Annotated in this window: 13 protein-coding genes and 1 pseudogene; 12 read left to right on the top strand and 2 right to left on the bottom strand. The window is 70.3% G+C overall.

All coding sequences use genetic code 11. The features are described 5' to 3' along the window. Nucleotides 1-40: 40 nt before the first annotated feature. The 3 genes and pseudogenes from AC3WXD_RS07240 to AC3WXD_RS07230 form a co-directional block, all read left to right on the top strand. Nucleotides 41-349, top strand: a pseudogene (locus AC3WXD_RS07240) (multidrug transporter subunit MdtN); the annotation flags it as partial. Beyond that, complete coding sequence (locus AC3WXD_RS07235) at nucleotides 330-2324, top strand: FUSC family protein (protein WP_492323403.1); 1995 nt, start codon at nucleotides 330-332, stop codon at nucleotides 2322-2324. The pseudogene AC3WXD_RS07240 and the gene AC3WXD_RS07235, both read left to right, overlap by 20 nt. After that, entirely contained in the window at nucleotides 2311-3897 is a 1587-nt protein-coding gene (locus AC3WXD_RS07230; RefSeq protein ID WP_492323402.1) for a TolC family protein, read from the top strand. The genes AC3WXD_RS07235 and AC3WXD_RS07230 overlap by 14 nt, the downstream gene beginning before the upstream one ends. A 17-nt stretch (nucleotides 3898-3914) precedes the next feature. On the opposite strand, the gene AC3WXD_RS07225 is transcribed toward AC3WXD_RS07230, so the two are convergent. After that, a complete protein-coding gene (locus AC3WXD_RS07225; protein WP_492323401.1) occupies nucleotides 3915-5936 on the bottom strand; it encodes a lactonase family protein in 2022 nt (673 codons plus the stop codon). 360 nt (nucleotides 5937-6296) lie between these two features. Between AC3WXD_RS07225 and AC3WXD_RS07220 the strand changes: the two genes are divergently transcribed. The 5 genes from AC3WXD_RS07220 (at nucleotide 6297) to AC3WXD_RS07200 (ending at nucleotide 13214) form a co-directional block, all read left to right on the top strand. Continuing rightward, the gene (locus AC3WXD_RS07220; protein WP_059411266.1) at nucleotides 6297-6731 is read left to right on the top strand and encodes a hypothetical protein; all 435 of its coding nucleotides are present in this window, start codon (nucleotides 6297-6299) and stop codon (nucleotides 6729-6731) included. Between the two features lie 69 nt (nucleotides 6732-6800). Next, a complete protein-coding gene (locus AC3WXD_RS07215) occupies nucleotides 6801-8099 on the top strand; it encodes a TolC family protein (RefSeq protein ID WP_454732040.1) in 1299 nt (432 codons plus the stop codon). Continuing rightward, the gene (locus AC3WXD_RS07210; RefSeq protein WP_492323400.1) at nucleotides 8096-9643 is read left to right on the top strand and encodes an efflux RND transporter periplasmic adaptor subunit; all 1548 of its coding nucleotides are present in this window, start codon (nucleotides 8096-8098) and stop codon (nucleotides 9641-9643) included. Before AC3WXD_RS07215 ends, AC3WXD_RS07210 begins: the two co-directional genes overlap by 4 nt. Then, nucleotides 9640-12843 carry an efflux RND transporter permease subunit gene (locus AC3WXD_RS07205; protein WP_492323399.1) on the top strand — a complete coding sequence of 1068 codons (3204 nt, stop codon included), beginning with the start codon at nucleotides 9640-9642 and terminating at the stop codon, nucleotides 12841-12843. The genes AC3WXD_RS07210 and AC3WXD_RS07205 overlap by 4 nt, the downstream gene beginning before the upstream one ends. Further along, the gene (locus AC3WXD_RS07200; RefSeq protein ID WP_020206784.1) at nucleotides 12840-13214 is read left to right on the top strand and encodes a copper-binding protein; all 375 of its coding nucleotides are present in this window, start codon (nucleotides 12840-12842) and stop codon (nucleotides 13212-13214) included. The genes AC3WXD_RS07205 and AC3WXD_RS07200 overlap by 4 nt, the downstream gene beginning before the upstream one ends. A gap of 86 nt (nucleotides 13215-13300) precedes the next feature. Here AC3WXD_RS07200 and AC3WXD_RS07195 read toward each other — a convergent pair whose 3' ends face one another. Further along, nucleotides 13301-13666, bottom strand: a complete 366-nt coding sequence (locus AC3WXD_RS07195) for an ArsR/SmtB family transcription factor (protein WP_492323586.1) — start codon at nucleotides 13664-13666, stop codon at nucleotides 13301-13303. A 145-nt stretch (nucleotides 13667-13811) separates the two neighbouring features. Here AC3WXD_RS07195 and AC3WXD_RS07190 point away from each other — a divergent pair, with 145 nt between their 5' ends. From AC3WXD_RS07190 to arsB, 4 genes are all read left to right on the top strand, one after another. After that, a complete protein-coding gene (locus AC3WXD_RS07190; RefSeq protein ID WP_020206786.1) occupies nucleotides 13812-14147 on the top strand; it encodes an ArsR/SmtB family transcription factor in 336 nt (111 codons plus the stop codon). After that, nucleotides 14144-14641, top strand: coding sequence for an ArsI/CadI family heavy metal resistance metalloenzyme (locus tag AC3WXD_RS07185; RefSeq protein WP_492323398.1), 498 nt, complete (start codon nucleotides 14144-14146; stop codon nucleotides 14639-14641). The genes AC3WXD_RS07190 and AC3WXD_RS07185 overlap by 4 nt, the downstream gene beginning before the upstream one ends. A 164-nt stretch (nucleotides 14642-14805) precedes the next feature. Next, nucleotides 14806-15300: an arsenate reductase ArsC gene (locus AC3WXD_RS07180; RefSeq protein WP_492323397.1), complete on the top strand. Its 495-nt coding sequence runs from the start codon at nucleotides 14806-14808 to the stop codon at nucleotides 15298-15300. A 3-nt stretch (nucleotides 15301-15303) separates the two neighbouring features. Continuing rightward, a complete protein-coding gene (arsB, locus tag AC3WXD_RS07175; protein WP_492323396.1) occupies nucleotides 15304-16380 on the top strand; it encodes an ACR3 family arsenite efflux transporter in 1077 nt (358 codons plus the stop codon). Nucleotides 16381-16464: the final 84 nt, after the last annotated feature.

The following is a 16464-nucleotide window of genomic DNA, read 5'->3' as shown; positions in this document are numbered from 1 at the left end:
ATCGTGCGCAAAATCGTGCCAGACCGCGCGCGACGTTACATTCGCGGTGGCCAACTTCCGCGAAACCGTGCTGGCCGGGATCAAGGCCGGCGATTGCGCCACGGTCTACTCGATGATCGACCGCAACCGCGCCATCCGCGGCACCGTGACAGGCATCGGCGCCGGCGTCGTCGACACCGACCGCGTCAACCTGCCGCGCTCGCTGCCCTACGTGCAGGCCTCGGTGAACTGGGTGCGCGTGGCGCAGCGCTTCCCGGTGCGCATCCGCCTGGAAGAAGCGCCCGAGGCGCTCGCCCGGGTCGGCGCGAGCGCCACCGTCGAGATCCGGCATGGCGCGGCCTGCCGCTGACGGCGCGCGGCTGCGCCCGGGCGACCTCGCCCGGCTGCTCGCGCCCGCGCCGGGACGCGCGCAGGCGGCCGCGCGCATCGCGCTGACCTGCACGCTGGTGGTGCTGGTGACGTGCATCTACCGCACGCCCGAGGCCGCGATCTCGGCCTATGTGGTGTTCTTCATCACCCGGCCCGACCGCGCCAGCAGCATCCTGATGAGCGTCGCCGCGCTGATGCTGCTCAGCTTCGTGATCGGGCTGGTGATGCTGGTCGCGGTCTTCAGCGTCGACAGCCCGGGGCTGCGGGTGGCCTGCATCGTGCTGCTGTCGGCCGGCCTGCTGTTCCTGACCTCGGCCAGCAAGCTGCGCCCGATCGGCGCCATCGTGGCCATGATCGTCGGCTTCGCGCTCGACGAGCTCGGCATCGTGCCCACCGGCGAGGCGGCCACGCGCGGCCTGCTCTACGCCTGGCTGATGGTGGCGATTCCCATCGGCGTCAACGTGGCGGTCAACCTGGTGCTGGGCCGCTCGCCGCGGCGCCTGGCCTGCGGCCGGCTGGCGCAGTGCCTGCGCGTGGCCGCGGGCAGCCTGCGCGCGCCGCGGGCCAGCCGCGACGCGCTCGACGCCTGCCTGCGCGAAGCGGTGCAGCCGGTGGCCGGCTGGCTCTCGCTGGCCAGGCTGGAAGGCACGCTGCCGCCCGCCGACCTGGCCGCGCTGCGCCACGCCGCGGCCTCCACCACCGCGATCCTGCTGGCGACCGATGCCGTCACCCGCGAGCCGTGCGAGCACCTGCCGGCATCGTTCGCGGCGCCGATTGCCGACACCCTGGACGAGATGGCGCGCCTGCTCGGGCAGGGCGGCTATCCGGTCGACATCGCACTGGCGCCGCCGCCGGCGGAAAGGCTCCCGGCCGCGGCGGAAACGGCGGCGGCGAACCTGGTGGCGGCCATCAATGGCTACGCCGAAACCCCGGCGCCGGACAGCGACGCGGCGGGCAAGGCCACGAACAAGGCAGCAGACCAGGCGCATGCGTCCGCCTTCTTCCTGCCCGACGCCTTCTCGAATCCCGACCACGTCCGCTACGCACTGAAGACCACGGCCGCCGCCACGTTCTGCTATCTGCTCTACATGCAGCTCGACTGGCCCGGCATCCACACCTGCTTCATCACCTGCTACCTGGTATCGCTGGGCACCGCCGCCGAGACCGTGGAGAAGCTCACGCTGCGGCTGGCCGGCTGCGCGGCCGGCGCGCTGCTCGGCACCGCCGCGCTGGTGTTCGCGGTCCCCGCGCTCACCTCGGTCGGCGCGCTGATGGCGCTGGTGTTCGCCGGCACGCTGGTGTCGGCGTGGATCGGGCAAGGCTCGCCGCGCATCGCCTACGCCGGCTTCCAGGTCGCCTTCGCGTTCTTCCTGTGCGTGCTGCAGGGCGCCGCGCCGGGCTTCGACCTGACCATCGCGCGCGACCGCATCATCGGCGTGATGCTGGGCAACCTCGTGGTCTACCTCGTCTTCACGCGGGTCTGGCCGATCAGCATCGCCGGCCGCATCGACGCCGCGCTGGCGGACCTCGCCGCGCTGTGGGAACAGCTGGCCGCGACCCGGCACGCCGACACGCGGCGCCGGCAGGCCGCGGCCGCGCTGGCGCTGCAAGGCACCATCCACGAAGACCTTTCCCTGGCCCGCTACGAGCCCGCGTCGATCGGCCCGGCGCCGGCGTGGCTCGAGCAGCGGCACCAGGTCCTCGACAGGTTCGGCGCGATGGCCGGCCCGCTGTTCGTGCTGGCGGAGACGTCGCCGGGCGATCCGGAGATCGCGCGCCGGCTGCGCCGCGCGAGCGGCGCCGCGGCCGGTGACGCCACCGCGGCGCCCGACGCACCCGATGCGCCCGACGCGCGCGCGGCCCTGCTCACGCTCATCGACAGGCGGCTGGCCGAAAGCGGCCGCGCCGCGCCGCGCGGCGCCGCCAAGGAATCCCCACGCCATGCACCCACCTAGCCCGCGGGCGGCCCTTTCCATGCTGGCCGCCGCGCTCGCGGCCGGCTGCGCCACCTCGTCCCTGGAGCTGGCGCCCGCGCGGCCGGACCGCCCGTGGCAACCGGAAACCACCGCCAGCGGGGAAATCGTGCCGGCCCCGCCGCGGCAGGCCGCCGCGCCGCCCGTCTATGTCCTGCCCGCCAACAGCGCGCTGGCGGCGCTGCCGCTGCCGCCGGACCTCGATGCCGCGCACGCCTACACGCTCGCCGAGCTGATCGACATGGCGGAATCCGCCAACCCGCTCACCCGCATCGCCTGGAACGACGCGCGCAACGCGGCGCTGGCGACCGGCATTGCCAGGAGCGCCTATCTCCCGCAGATTTCCGCCACCGCGATGGGCGGCTACCAGAGCGGCCACGGCTCCACCTCGACGCTGCTCGGGCAGGCCTCGGCCGACGCCTCGGCGCACGGCACGATCTCGGCGCTGTCGCTGCAATGGCTGCTGTTCGATTTCGGCGAGCGCGCCAGCCTGGTCGAAGCGGTGGAGCAGACCTCGGTGGCGGCGAACATCGCCTTCTCCGCGGTCCACCAGCAGGTGATCCACGACGTCAGCGTGGCCTTCTACCTGTACCAGGCCGCCCGCTCGCGCGCCGGCACGGCGCAGCAGGCGCAGGATAACGCGGATGCCGTCCTCGCGGCCGCGCAGGCGCGCCGCCAGCAGGGCATCGGCACCGTGGTCGAAGTGGCCCAGGCCACCCAGAACCGCGCCCAGGCCAGGCTGGCCCTGGTGCAGGCGCAGGGTGCGCAAAGCAACGCCTACCTGGGCCTGGTCTCGGCCATCGGCATCTCGCCGCTGGCCAGGCCGCGGATCGCCGAGCTGCCGGTGCGGCCGCTGTCGCCCGCGCTGCGCCGCTCGGTCGAGGAGATCGTCGACACCGCCATCGCCAGCCGGCCCGACATCCTCGGCGCCTACGCCGCGGAAAAGGCCAACCAGGCCAAGGTCCGCGCGGCCGAGGCGGAGTTCCTGCCCAAGGTCTTCGTCTCCGCCGTCACCTCCTACGCGTCCGGCGGGACCGCGATCAGCGCCCTGCCCGCGGTCGGCCAGCAGGCGCCGACCGTGAACCTCAACGGCAGCCGCTACGGCGGCAGCGTCTTCCTCGGCATCACCATCCCGCTCTACGACGGCGGGCTGCGCTCCGCCGTGCTGGCGCAGGCGCGCAACAACGCCGAGAACGCCTCGACCAGGCTGACACGCGCGAAGGAAGACGCGGTCCGGCAGATCGTCATGAGCCAGAACGCGCTGGAGACCAGCCTCGCCGCGCACGAAGCGGCCAGCGCGCTGGCCGCGGCCGCGCAGACCACCTACGACGCGGCTTTCGCCGCCTACCGCAAGGGCGTGGGCACGATCACCGACGCCACGCTGGCGCAGAACCAGTTGCTGCTGGCCCGCAATGCCGCCGTCGACAGCTACAGCGGCGCCTTGTCCGCGGCGGCCACGCTGGCACTGGCCACGGGCGCCATCGGCGCCCTGCGCGACGAGTCCGGCGCGGACGGCCGCCTCGTGTTCCCGCCCTCGCGCGGACGGCACGGCTGAGGCCGCGCCTGCCGCGCTTATGGCAAGGGTTGCACGATGGCGATGGCGGTGTTGCCGTTGCCGGCCGCAAACGGGCTGCCCGGCACCGCGGTCAGCGCGCCGGTGACCGCATCGATCCGGAAACCATAGACGGCGCCGTTGAATGCCGGCGTATAGAGAAATCGTCCGTTCGGATCGATGCGCAGCCGCTGCCCGTTGCTGCCGACCGGCGTGGTCCCCAGGGCCGCGACAGGCAGGCCGGTCACGCCGTCGAGGCGATAGGCCGCGATGCTGTTGCTGGCGCTGCCGAGGACGTAAGTGAATTCCCCCGAAGGCGTGAGCGCAATGTCGGTTGGCGATGCCTCCGTCGTAAAAATGCTCGTGAACAGCGGCGCGCCCGTGCCTGACGAAATGCTCGCGACGCCGACCAGGTTGCTCAAGGTGTAGGGCATGTACAGAAATGCGCCGTTGCCGGACAGCACGGCGCCATTGGGCTGCGAGCCGGCCGGTGCCGCTATCGAAAGACTTTCAAGCGAGCCGGTGCCCGCATTGACGCCGATCTGCCACACGCTGTCCTGCACGGCATTGATTGCGTACAGGGATATGCCATCCTGGGAGATCGCGAATCCGGTCGTCGCGCCTGGGGAAGTCGGTGCCGGGATGGCACTGATCATCGAAGGGACGAACGTCGCGGCGTCGATCGCGAAACTGCTCACCACGCCCGGCCCGCCGACATGAACCCACTTCCCGCTCGGATGGACGGCAATCGTCCCCGGCGCACCGAAGGGCACCGTTGCCGTCGCGCCCGGGATGACGGAAAGGGCGCCGCTCGCCGGGTCCAGCCGAAAGCCGACGACGGACGCGGTATCGGTGGCGATGGTGTATCCGACCAGCCCGGAAGGCAGGAACGCGATGTCGCGGACCTGCCCGGCCGCGGCAAAGGGACTGCCGGGCACCGCCGTGAGCGCCCCGCTCGCCGGCTCGGTCCGGTAGACCGACAGCGTGCTGTCATCGCGGTTGGCGACCACCACGAACTGGGCCTGCACGCAGGCGATCGCGATGCTGGTCACGTTGGCGCCCGCCATCGTGCCGGACCCGTTCGATACCGTGCAGGTCTGGCCGGCCGGCTGGCCGGACACGGTCACGGCGTAGGCCGATGCCGCCGTCCGCGGCGTCGGCAGCGAGAACGAACCGTTGGCATTGACGACCAGCGTATCGCCATTGCTGTCGGCCAGTTGCAGGCTCTTGCCCGCGGCCAGCCCGGCAAGCGTGCCACCCAGGGTATAGGTCGGCGGCGGCGGCGCGGCGGCGCGCGCCAGCGCCGCATTCGCGCACAGCCGGGCGCCGGCCGGCGCGTCCGCGCAAGCCGTCAGCGTGGCCGCGCCGGCGGCGACGGCCGATGCGGGGCTGGCCACCTGGGCGGCATGCCCGTCCGCGGCCGCCGTCACGACGAAGGTCGCGTCGTCGCTGGTCCACGACCAGTTGGCCAGGTCCGCCGCGCCGTCGACGCCATCGGAGCGCCGCACGGCGACAGCCACCGGCTGCGCGGCGCCGCCCGCCGTCACGGTCAGCAACGCCGGCGACAGCGTCAGCGTGTAGGACTTCGCCGCAGGCGGCTGCACCGTGAGGTGCGTGGTGCTGGTGGCCTGGCTGCCGTCGGGCAGCGTCGCCGTGGCGACGATGTCGACCTCGCCCGGCGCCAGCATGCGCACCGACGCATAGGCGCCGACCGGCTGCATCATGCTGGCCGCCGCCGGCGCCTGATCGGAGGCCGAGACCACCACCGCGACCGCTTCGCTGGAAGACGACCACGCGAACCTGGCGCCCTTGACCTCGAGCCCGTCGGCGCCGAGCAGCGTGGCCTTCAGGGTCAGCGTGCCGCCCTGCGCGGGCGCGGCCGTGCCGGTGTCGACGATGAGGCGGCTGGCGGGCGCCTGCGCGGCGGGGGGAGAAGATGGCGCATCGTCGCTGCCGCAGGCGGACAGCAAACCCGCGGCGAAGACAAGCGAGAGCAGACCGGCCGCGCGAGACCGCGCGCCGGCATGAAGACCGTGGAACATGTGACCTGACCCGTTTTATTTGTTGGCAAGCGCACGCCGCCGGCGTGCCAGGGTCTGGTTCGGACTGCGGATGCGGCCCGGGCGCGAAGGGTATGCGCGGGCGACTGTAGCAGCGGGCTCCCGCCCTGCTCAATACCCCTTCGGAGCTATCAAGTTCCGCGATGTCCGGTCTGGGCACGCGCTATGTGGTGAATGTGCGGTGAATATGCGGTAAAGCGCCACGCCCGCCGGCATCGTCCATGCCCATCCGCGATCGATGGCCGGCGAAGCCGCGGCCTTTTGACCCAGGCCAAGCCGCTCGATTGCATTTCAGGCGGAAAGCAGTATTCTTGCGATTGCCATTCACCTGAAAAGCGCCTTTTGCATTCCTCGGCCCGCCGGCATCCACTCTTCGCCGGCTTCCTGCTCGTCGTCTTCCTGACAGTCCAACTGGCAGCGGCGGCTTACGCCTGTGCCGGCAGCCGCTATCAGGTGACGGGCGGCAACGCCGAGGCGGCCCTGACGGAATCCTGCGCCGAGATGGCCGGGATGGACCAGATGGCCCGGATGTCCGCCAGCGCGGACGGCGAGCAGGCAGGCGATCAGAGCGCGCTCTGTCTGGCGCACTGCCAGGCCGATTCCAAATCCGCCGACCACGTGTCGCCCCAGCTTCCGGTCTTCCTGCCGGTTCTGCTCAACGTCATCGTGCCGACACCCGTGATGGTGGCGGACTCCCGCGTCGTGCTTCATGCCGACGCGGCGGCGCGCGCCCCGCCGCCCGCGCTCAACATTCTCCACTGCAGCTCCCAGACCTAGCCTCCTGAACGACGCCGATTCGTTGCTATCCCCTTTGCAGGGGTAGCTGTCGTCGCTTCCGGAGGCTATATGCTTTTTCCTCGTCGTCAGACGCTGGCGCTGCTCTGCGCGTCCGCGTTCATGGCGGTGTCGCATGCCGCGGCTCCGCAATCCCCTCCCCCGCTGTCCCTGGCGGAAACCGTCGCGCTCGCCACCGCGCGCGCCGGCGATGCCGAATCCTCGCGCGGCGCCGTCGAGGCGGCCATTCAGATGGCGGTCGCCGCCGGCCAGCTGCCCGACCCGGTGCTCAAGCTCGGGCTCGACAACGTTCCCGTCAGCGGCCCCGACAAATTCTCGCTGAGCCGGGACTTCATGACCCAGCGGTCCATCGGCGTGGCGCAGGAATTCACGCGCGCGGACAAGCGCCGCGCCAGGGCCGCGCGCTTCGAGGCGGAGGCGTCCTCCGCCGAGGCGCAGCGCGCGGTCAGCCTGGCCAACGTGCAGCGCAATGCGGTGTCCGCGTGGCTGGACCGCTGGTACGCCGAGCAGACCGGCGTGCTGCTCGGCCATCACGGCCATCCGCTCGGACTGGCGCGCGAGGCCGCCGCCGCGGCCTATCGCAGCGGACGCGGCACGCGCGCGGACGTGCTGACGGCGGAGCTGGAGATCCAGAAACTGCAGGACCGGCTGGACGAAAACCAGGCTGCCGTGGCCACCAGCACGCAGGCCCTGGAGCGCTGGATCGGGCCGCAGGCCAGCCGGCCGCTCGCCGGGCGGCCGCGCCTGGACGTGCCGCAGCCGGTGCGGCAGCTCGCGCAAGGCGAGTTCGACGCCGTGCCGGAGGTGGAGGCCGCCCGGCGCGACATTGCCCTGGCGGAGACCGAGATCCGGACCGCCACGCAAGCCAGCAAGCCCGACATCACCGTCGAGCTGACCTACAGCCAGCGCGGCTCCGCCTTTTCCAACATGGCCTCGCTCAACGTCAGCTTCCCGATGCCGTGGGACCAGGGCAACCGCCAGGACCGCGAAATCGCCGCCCGGCTGGCGCAGGCGACGGACGCGCGCGCCAGGTCGGAAGTCGTCCGGCGCAATCTCCAGGCGCTGGTCGGCGCCAGGCTCGCCGAGTTGCAGCGCAATCTCGGCCGGCTCGAGCGCTACGACGAGAGCCTGCTGCCGCTGGCGCAAGCCCAGGCGGACGCGGCCCTGACCGCCTACCGGGCCGGCACCGGAACGCTGCTGGCGGTGGCCGAGGCGAACCACCGCGCCATCGACGCGACGCTGGAGCGGCTGGCGCTCGAAGCCAGGACGGCGAAGCTGTGGGCCGACCTGGCCTTCCTCGTTCCCCTGCCCACCGCGCAAACCGAACCCGCCACGAAGGACGTCAAATGAACAGCAAGCGTATTGCAGCAGCGGCCTGCCTGGTTCTCGCCGGCACCGCGGTCTATGGCGCCTATCGCCTCGGCGTCACGCGGGGCGCGCAACTGGCGCAGGCGTCCGCCCCGGCCGGCGCGGCGGGCGGCACCGACCCGAAGACCGGCAAGCAGGTCCTGTACTGGCACGATCCGATGGTGCCGGGCCAGCGTTTCGACAAGCCGGGCAAGTCGCCCTTCATGGACATGCCGCTGGTCCCCGTCTACGCCGACGGAAATGGCGGCGGTGACGGCGGCGGTGGCGGCGGCGTGACGGTGGATGGCCGGGTCGCCCAGAACCTGGGCATCCGCACGGCCGAGGTCAGGGCCCGCCGCCTGGGCGCGGTGCTCGAGGCGCCCGGCAACATCGCCGTCGACGAGCGCAGCATCCAGGTGGTCCAGGCGCGCACGGCCGCCTTTGTCCAGCATGTCGCGGTGCGCGCGGCATTCGATCCCGTCCGGCGTGGCCAGGCGCTGGTCACGCTGTACTCGCCGGACTGGGTGGCCGCCCAGGAAGAGTTTCTCGCGGTGTCCCGCGCGGCGGCGGCCGGCCAGCCCGACCTGCGCGGCGCGGCCAGGGCGCGCATGCGCCAGGCTGGCATGACGGCGAGCCAGATCGCCGCCGTCGAAGCGTCCGGCAAGGTCCAGCCCGACCTCGGCATCGCCAGTCCGGTCGATGGCCTCGTGACCGAGGTCGCCGTCCGCGACGGCATGACCGTTGCGCCCGGCATGACGCTGTTCCGCCTGGCCGACCTTGGCCAAGTCTGGGTGATCGCCGAGGTGCCGGAAGCGCAAGCGCGCAGCATTGCCGCGGGGCAGGCCGTCCAGGTGCACGCCGCCGGGGAGGCCGGGCCGCTCGCCGGCAAGGTCGATGCCATGCTGCCCGACGTCGATCAGGCAACACGGACCATCAAGGTCCGCATCATCCTGCCCAACAAGGGCCGGCGCCTGCTGCCGGGCATGTTCGCGAACGTCCGCTTCGACGGCGGCCAGGACCAGGACGCGCTGCTGATCCCCGCCGAATCCGTCATCCGCACCGGCCAGCGCGCCATCGTCATGGTGGATGCCGGCAGCGGCGGTTTCGTGGCTGCCGACATCAGGACCGGACGCGAGTCCGCGGGCATGGTGGAGGTGCTGGACGGTCTCAAAGCCGGCCAGAAAATCGTCACGTCCGGGCAGTTCCTCATCGATTCGGAGGCCAGCCTGCGCGGCACCACCGGGCGCATGAGCGCGGCCCCGGCCCCAACTCCGGCCACTGCCCCGGCCGCGCCGGCGGCCGAGCACGAGGGAGCGGGACGCATCGAGGCCGTGAACGGCGGCGACAGCCTGACCATCTCGCACGGCGCCATTCCATCGGCGCAGTGGGGCGCCATGACGATGGATTTTGCCGCGCCGCCCGCCGGCCTGCCCAAGGGGCTCAAGCCGGGCGATCGCGTGCGCTTCCGCTTCCACCTGAATGACGACGGCGAAGCGGTCCTGTCGTCGGTCGAGCCGGCCGCCGCCGCGCGGGGAGCCAAGCCATGATCGCCCGCCTCATCCTGGCATCCATCCGCAACCGCTTCCTGGTCCTGCTGGCGACGGCCATGCTGAGCGCATGGGGGCTGTGGGCGGTGCGCAGCACGCCGCTCGACGCCTTGCCGGACCTGTCGGACGTGCAGGTCATCATCCGCACACCGTTTCCCGGGCAGGCGCCGCAGATCGTGGAGAACCAGGTCACCTACGCGCTGACCACCACCATGCTGTCGGTGCCGGGCGCCAAGACCGTGCGCGGCTACTCGTTCTTCGGCGACTCCTTCGTCTACGTGCTGTTCGAGGACGGCACCGACCTGTACTGGGCGCGGTCCCGCGTGCTGGAATACCTGAACCAGGTGCAGGCGCGCCTGCCGGCCGCGGCCAGGCCGGCGCTGGGCCCGGACGCCACCGGCGTCGGCTGGATCTACGAGTACGCGCTGGTGGACAAGACCGGCAGGCACGACCTGGGCCAGCTGCGCGCGCTGCAGGACTGGTTCCTGCGCTTCGAGCTGAAATCGCTGCCGAATGTCGCCGAGGTCGCCTCCCTCGGCGGGATGGTCAGGCAGTTCCAGGTCGTGCCGATGCCAGACCGCCTGCGCGCCTACAACCTGCCGCTGTCCAGGGTGCTGGCGGCGCTCAAGGGCGCCAACCAGGAGAGCGGGGGCTCGGTGCTGGAACTGGGCGAGGCGGAATACATGGTGCGGGCCACCGGCTACCTGAAGACGCTCGACGATTTCCGGCAGATACCGCTTGCGACGAGCGCCGCCGGCATCCCGGTGCGGCTGGGAGATGTCGCCACCGTCCAGCTCGGCCCCGAGATGCGGCGCGGCATCGCCGAACTGGACGGCCAGGGCGAGGTGGCCGGCGGCGTGATCGTGATGCGCTCGGGCAAGAACGCGCTGGAAACCATCGAGGCGGTAAAGGCGAAGCTCGCCACACTGCAAAAGAGCCTGCCGGCGGGCGTCGAAATCGTGCCCACCTACGACCGCTCGGCCCTCATCAACCGCGCGGTGGAGAACCTGACGCACAAGCTGATCGAGGAGTTCATCGTCGTCGCCATCGTCTGCCTGGCCTTCCTGTTCCACCTGCGCTCCGCGCTGGTGGCCATCGTGTCGCTGCCGCTGGGCGTGCTGGCCGCATTCCTGGTGATGCGCTACCAGGGGGTCAACGCCAACATCATGTCCCTGGGCGGCATCGCCATCGCGGTGGGCGCCATGATCGATGCCGCCGTCGTCATGATCGAGAACGCGCACAAGCATCTGGAGCACTGGCACGCGAAGCATCCCGGGGGCAGCCTGGCCGGGCAGGAACGCTGGAACGTGATCGGCGAGTCGGCCGCCGAGGTGGGGCCGGCACTGTTCTTCTCGCTGCTCATCATCACGCTGTCGTTCATTCCGGTCTTCACGCTGGAGGCGCAGGAGGGCCGGCTGTTCTCGCCGCTGGCCTTCACCAAGACCTACGCAATGGCCGCGGCGGCGGGGCTGTCCGTGACGCTGGTGCCGGTCCTGATGGGCTACCTGATCCGCGGCAGGATTCCGTCGGAACAAGCCAACCCGCTGAGCCGGTGGCTGATCCGCGCGTACCGGCCCGTGCTGGCGAGGGTGCTGGCCCGTCCCTGGACCACCGTGGCGATCGCCGCGCTGCTGCTGGCCGCCACCGCCTGGCCGGTCATGCGCATCGGCGGCGAATTCATGCCGCCGCTCGACGAAGGCGACCTGCTGTACATGCCCTCGGCCCTGCCCGGGCTGTCCGCCGGCAAGGCGGCGCAGCTGCTGCAACAGACCGACCGGCTCATCAAGACCGTGCCGGAAGTGGCCACCGTGTTCGGCAAGGCCGGGCGCGCCGATACGGCGACCGACCCGGCGCCGATCGAGATGTTCGAGACCACCATCCGGTTCCGGCCCCGCGACCAGTGGCGCCCCGGCATGACCATCGACAAGATCGTGGAGGAACTCGACCGCATCGTCAAAGTGCCGGGCCTGTCCAACATCTGGGTGCCGCCGATCCGCAACCGGATCGACATGCTCGCCACGGGCATCAAGAGTCCGGTCGGCATCAAGGTGGCGGGCACCGACCTGAAGGAAATCGACCGGCTCGCCTCGCGGATCGAAGCGGCCGTCAAGACGGTGCCGGGCGTCACTTCCGCGCTGGCCGAACGGCTCGCCGGCGGCCGCTACGTCGACGTGGATATCGACCGCGTGGCCGCCGCGCGCTACGGGCTCAACATCGAGGATGTGCAGAGCATCGTGTCGTCGGGGGTCGGCGGCGACAACGTGGGCGAAGTGGTCGATGGGCTGGCGCGCTTTCCCATCAGCGTGCGCTACCCGCGGGACTACCGCGACTCGGTGGAACAGTTGCGCGGCCTGCCCATCGTCACCGACCGGGGCCAGCAGATCACGCTGTCCGACGTGGCGCGCATCCAGGTCGTGCAGGGGCCGCCCATGCTGCGCAGCGAGAATGCCCGCCTGTCCGGCTGGGTGTACGTGGACATCCGCGGGCGCGACCTGCGCTCGGCCGTGCGCGACATGCAGACGGCGGTGGCCAAGGCGGTGCCGATGCCGGCGGGCTATTCCGTCAGCTGGTCGGGACAGTTCGAGTACCTGGAGCGCGCCACCGCGAAGCTGAAGGTGGTGGTGCCCTTCACGCTGCTCATCATCTTCGTGCTGCTCTACCTGGTGTTCGGCCGGCTGGACGAGGCCCTGCTCATCATGGGCACGCTGCCGCTGGCGCTCATCGGCGGCTTCTGGCTGCTCTACCTGCTGGGCTACAACCTGTCGGTGGCCGGGGTCGTCGGCTTCATCGCGCTGGCCGGCGTCGCGGCCGAGTTCGGCGTCATCATGCTGCTCTACCTGAAGCAGGCCTGGGCCGGGCGCATGGACCAGGGCGAGGCAAGCCTGCCCGCGCTGCTCGATGCCATCCAGGAAGGCGCCGTGCTGCGGGTCCGCCCCAAGGCGATGACCGTCGCGGTCATCCTCGCCGGCCTGATTCCGATCATGTGGTCGCACGGCACCGGATCGGAAGTCATGCAGCGCATCGCCGCGCCGATGGTCGGCGGCATGGTCACCGCCCCGCTGCTCTCCCTGTTCGTCGTGCCGGCCTTGTACCTGCTGATCCGCAGGCGCCAGGCAGCGGCTGCGCCCACATCGTCCGCATCGTCCCTATCGTCCGCGCCACGCCCCACCCACCCTTCACCTCAAGAGGAAACGTCATGAAGCACGTCAGGATTGTCCCGCTCGTTGCGCTCGTTGTTGCGCTCGCCACCGCGCCCGCCGCGTTCGCCGCGGCATCGATGGATGGCATGGCCATGAAGCCATCTTCCCCTTCTTCCCCCGCCGCGGCGGCTGCCGGGCCGCGGCAGGCGCCGCGCCCGGTGGCGGCGGAAATCAGGAAGATCGATCTGCAGTCAGGCAAGGTCACGCTCAAGCACGGCCCCATCGAGAACCTCGGCATGCCCGCCATGACGATGGCATTCCCGGCCAGGGACCGCGCCGCGCTGAAAGACTTCAAGGAGGGCGATGCGGTCGCGGTCGTCTTCGACAAGGTCGACGGCAGGCCGACCGTCGTGGACATGCAGCGGAAGTAGGCGCGCCGGATCGCATGCCGCCCGGGGCGGCATGCGTATGCCGGCGAAAGTGACGCTGCTCATCATCGCGCCGGCAGCGGCCCCGGCTAGGCAGGGGACGTCTTCTTCTGCGCGGACTTCGCGCGGGCGGGACCGCACCCCGCGGCCGTGAGCCCGCAATCCTCCGGATGCCCCTCGCAGCAGTGCTCGACCAGGAAGCCGATCAGCTCGTTCATCTGGTCGAATTGCGCGCGGTAGATGACGAACCGGCCGTCCTGGGTGCTCTTGATCAGTCCGGCATGGACCAGTTCCTTCAGGTGGAAGGACAACGTCGCCGGCGGCACACCCAGTTCCTGGCCGATCCGGCCGGCATTGACGCCGTCGTGGCCGGCCTGCACGAGCAGGCGGAAGATCTTGAGGCGGGAATCCTGGGCCAGCGCGGCCAGCGCGGCTACGGCGGTTTCTATCTTCATCATTCCTGGAACCGTGGAGGCTTTGGATACAAGGAGGTACCGGTCGCATCATACCGATAAGCGCATTTCGCGCCCGTCCCGTGCCTTGCCGCGCATCTTCGCGATGTCCGTTGCTAAATTTCCATGTTTCGAATATATTCGAAACATGGAATCGACTCATGCCCTCGAAGCGCTTGGCGCGCTCGCCCACGCAATCCGCCTGTCCGTGTTCCGCCTGCTGGTCCAGGCGGGGCACGAAGGGCTCGCGGCGGGCCGTATTGCCGAACTGATGGAGATACCCGCCTCCTCGCTGTCCTTTCATCTCAAGGAACTGCACCGGGCGGGCCTCCTGTCCAGCCGGCAGGACGGACGCTCCATCATCTACATGGCTCGCTTCGAGACCATGAACGCCTTGCTTGGCTATCTCACGGAAAACTGCTGCGGCGGCAATCCGTGCTCCCCCTTGTCCAACTGTGCCGTTGCCCCGGAGTTGCAATCATGAAGCGCTTTCACGTCCACGTCAGCGTGGCAGACCTGCCCGCCAGCATCCGCTACTACTCGGCGCTGTTCGCGGCGGAACCCAGCGTGGTGAAGGACGACTACGCGAAATGGATGCTCGAGGACCCGCGCGTGAACTTCGCGATCTCGGCGCGGGGCGCCAAGCCCGGGCTGGACCATCTCGGCTTCCAGACCGACGACGCGGGCGAACTGGCGGCACTGAAGAAGCAGGCCGAGGCCGCCGACATGGCGCTGCTCGACGAAGGCGAGACCACCTGCTGCTACGCGCGCAGCGAGAAGTACTGGGTCACGGACCCGCAAGGCATCGCCTGGGAGCATTTCCACACGCTCGGCGACGTGCCGGTCTACGGCGAGTCCCGCCCGAAGGAACAGGGCCGGGAACAGGGCCGGGAAAATTCGTCGTGCTGCGCGCCGCGCGCGCCCGGAGGCAAGCCTGTCGGCATTGCCGTCGCCGCCGGCAATCGGTCCTGCTGTTAGGGGCCTGCCATCAACGATGCGGCCATCGCGCTCGAGCGCCGCATCGAACTGTTCCTGTCCCCTCCGATTCCGCAGCTCGCTGCGGGCGCGCCGCGGAAGGCCGCACGCGACATCGGCAAAAGCTGACCGCCGCCGGCCGCACCGCGCTCACTCTCGCCCCTGCCATGACCACAAACGTCCTGATTCTCTGTACCCACAATTCCGCCCGCAGCGTTCTGAGCGAAGGCATGCTCAATCACCTGGCAAGGCAGTTCGGCCGGGACGTGCATGCCTACAGCGCCGGCAGCTCGCCCGGCGGCCGCATCAACCCGTTCGCGATCGAGGTGATGCGCAATGCCGGCGTCGACACGGGCAACTTCCGCAGCAAGAACTGGGACGAGTTCGTCGCGGCAGACGCGCCCCGGATGCGCATCGTCATCACGGTCTGCGACAGCGCGGCCGAGGAGGCGTGCCCGTACTGGCCGGGCAGCCCGGTCAAGGTGCACTGGGGCTACCCCGATCCGTCGAACACCGAAGGCGGAGACGACAAGAAGCGGCTCGCCTTCGAGCTGACCCGGCAGGCCATCGCCTACCGGATGCTGCAGTTGCTGCTGCTGCCGATCGACGAAATGAGCGATGCCGAACTGCAGGAGACCCTGCAGCGTCTCGCGGGGAGCTGAACCATGAGCAGTCCGCACGTCGCCGCCACCGGGCCGGTTTCGGCCAAACCGGCCATCGGCTTCTTCGAGCGCTACCTGACCATCTGGGTTGCGCTTTGCATCGTCGTCGGCATCGCGCTGGGGCAGGCCCTGCCGGAGGCCTTCCATGCCATCGGGCGCATGGAGTACGCGCAGGTCAACCTTCCCGTGGGATTCCTGATCTGGGTCATGATCGTTCCCATGCTGCTGAAGATCGATTTCGGCGCGCTCGGCCAGGTCAGGTCGCACTGGCGGGGCATCGGCGTGACCTTGTTCATCAACTGGGCGGTCAAGCCGTTCTCGATGGCCCTGCTGGGCTGGATCTTCGTCCGCCACCTGTTCGCGCCGCTGCTTGCGGCCGACCAGCTCGACAGCTACGTGGCCGGCCTCATTCTGCTGGCGGCCGCGCCTTGCACGGCGATGGTCTTCGTCTGGAGCCAGTTGTGCAAGGGCGACCCCTATTTCACGCTGTCGCAGGTGGCCTTGAACGATGCCATCATGGTCGTCGCGTTCGCCCCGGTGGTCGCGCTGCTGCTCGGCCTGTCGTCGATCACGGTGCCGTGGGACACGCTGCTGACCTCGGTCGGGCTGTACATCGTCGTGCCGGTCGTCATCTCGCAACTGCTGCGCAAGGCGCTGCTGGCCCGCGACGCGGCGCATTTCCAGCGGGTCGCGCAGCGCCTGGGGCCCTACTCCATTGCCGCGCTGCTGCTGACGCTGGTGCTGCTGTTCGCATTCCAGGGCCGCGCAATCATCGAGCAGCCGCTCGTGATCGCGCTGCTGGCGGTACCCATCCTCATCCAGGTCTTCTTCAACTCGGGGCTGGCCTACCTGCTGAACCGCAAGCTCGGCGTCGCGCATTGCGTGGCGGGCCCGTCCAGCCTGATCGGCGCGAGCAACTTCTTCGAGCTCGCCGTGGCCACCGCGATCAGCCTCTTCGGCTTCCAGTCGGGCGCCGCGCTGGCGACCGTGGTCGGCGTGCTGATCGAGGTGCCCGTGATGCTGCTCGTCGTCGGCATCGTCAACCGCTCGCAGGCATGGTACGAGGCCCGGGCCAACTGAAAGAACATCATGTCCGTCACGATCCGCCGAAGCGGCGCCGGCACTCGCCGCGGCGGCCATGCGCCATGAGCAGGACGCCCGCGT

Source organism: Cupriavidus sp. FW216-B1 (genome assembly GCF_058789195.1).
This window is presented reverse-complemented; position numbering and strand designations above follow the sequence as displayed.

What these genes read in the sequence shown, in the direction of transcription:
- AC3WXD_RS07200 (WP_020206784.1), top strand. Translation starts at nt 12,840, where the DNA reads ATGAAGCACGTCAGGATTGTCCCGCTCGTTGCGCTCGTTGTTGCGCTC.
- AC3WXD_RS07185 (WP_492323398.1), top strand. Translation starts at nt 14,144, where the DNA reads ATGAAGCGCTTTCACGTCCACGTCAGCGTGGCAGACCTGCCCGCCAGC.
- AC3WXD_RS07195 (WP_492323586.1), bottom strand. Translation starts at nt 13,666, where the DNA reads ATGAAGATAGAAACCGCCGTAGCCGCGCTGGCCGCGCTGGCCCAGGAT.
- AC3WXD_RS07210 (WP_492323400.1), top strand. Translation starts at nt 8,096, where the DNA reads ATGAACAGCAAGCGTATTGCAGCAGCGGCCTGCCTGGTTCTCGCCGGC.
- AC3WXD_RS07190 (WP_020206786.1), top strand. Translation starts at nt 13,812, where the DNA reads ATGGAATCGACTCATGCCCTCGAAGCGCTTGGCGCGCTCGCCCACGCA.
- AC3WXD_RS07180 (WP_492323397.1), top strand. Translation starts at nt 14,806, where the DNA reads ATGACCACAAACGTCCTGATTCTCTGTACCCACAATTCCGCCCGCAGC.
- AC3WXD_RS07215 (WP_454732040.1), top strand. Translation starts at nt 6,801, where the DNA reads ATGCTTTTTCCTCGTCGTCAGACGCTGGCGCTGCTCTGCGCGTCCGCG.
- AC3WXD_RS07235 (WP_492323403.1), top strand. Translation starts at nt 330, where the DNA reads ATGGCGCGGCCTGCCGCTGACGGCGCGCGGCTGCGCCCGGGCGACCTC.
- AC3WXD_RS07205 (WP_492323399.1), top strand. Translation starts at nt 9,640, where the DNA reads ATGATCGCCCGCCTCATCCTGGCATCCATCCGCAACCGCTTCCTGGTC.
- AC3WXD_RS07230 (WP_492323402.1), top strand. Translation starts at nt 2,311, where the DNA reads ATGCACCCACCTAGCCCGCGGGCGGCCCTTTCCATGCTGGCCGCCGCG.
- AC3WXD_RS07225 (WP_492323401.1), bottom strand. Translation starts at nt 5,936, where the DNA reads ATGTTCCACGGTCTTCATGCCGGCGCGCGGTCTCGCGCGGCCGGTCTG.
- arsB (WP_492323396.1), top strand. Translation starts at nt 15,304, where the DNA reads ATGAGCAGTCCGCACGTCGCCGCCACCGGGCCGGTTTCGGCCAAACCG.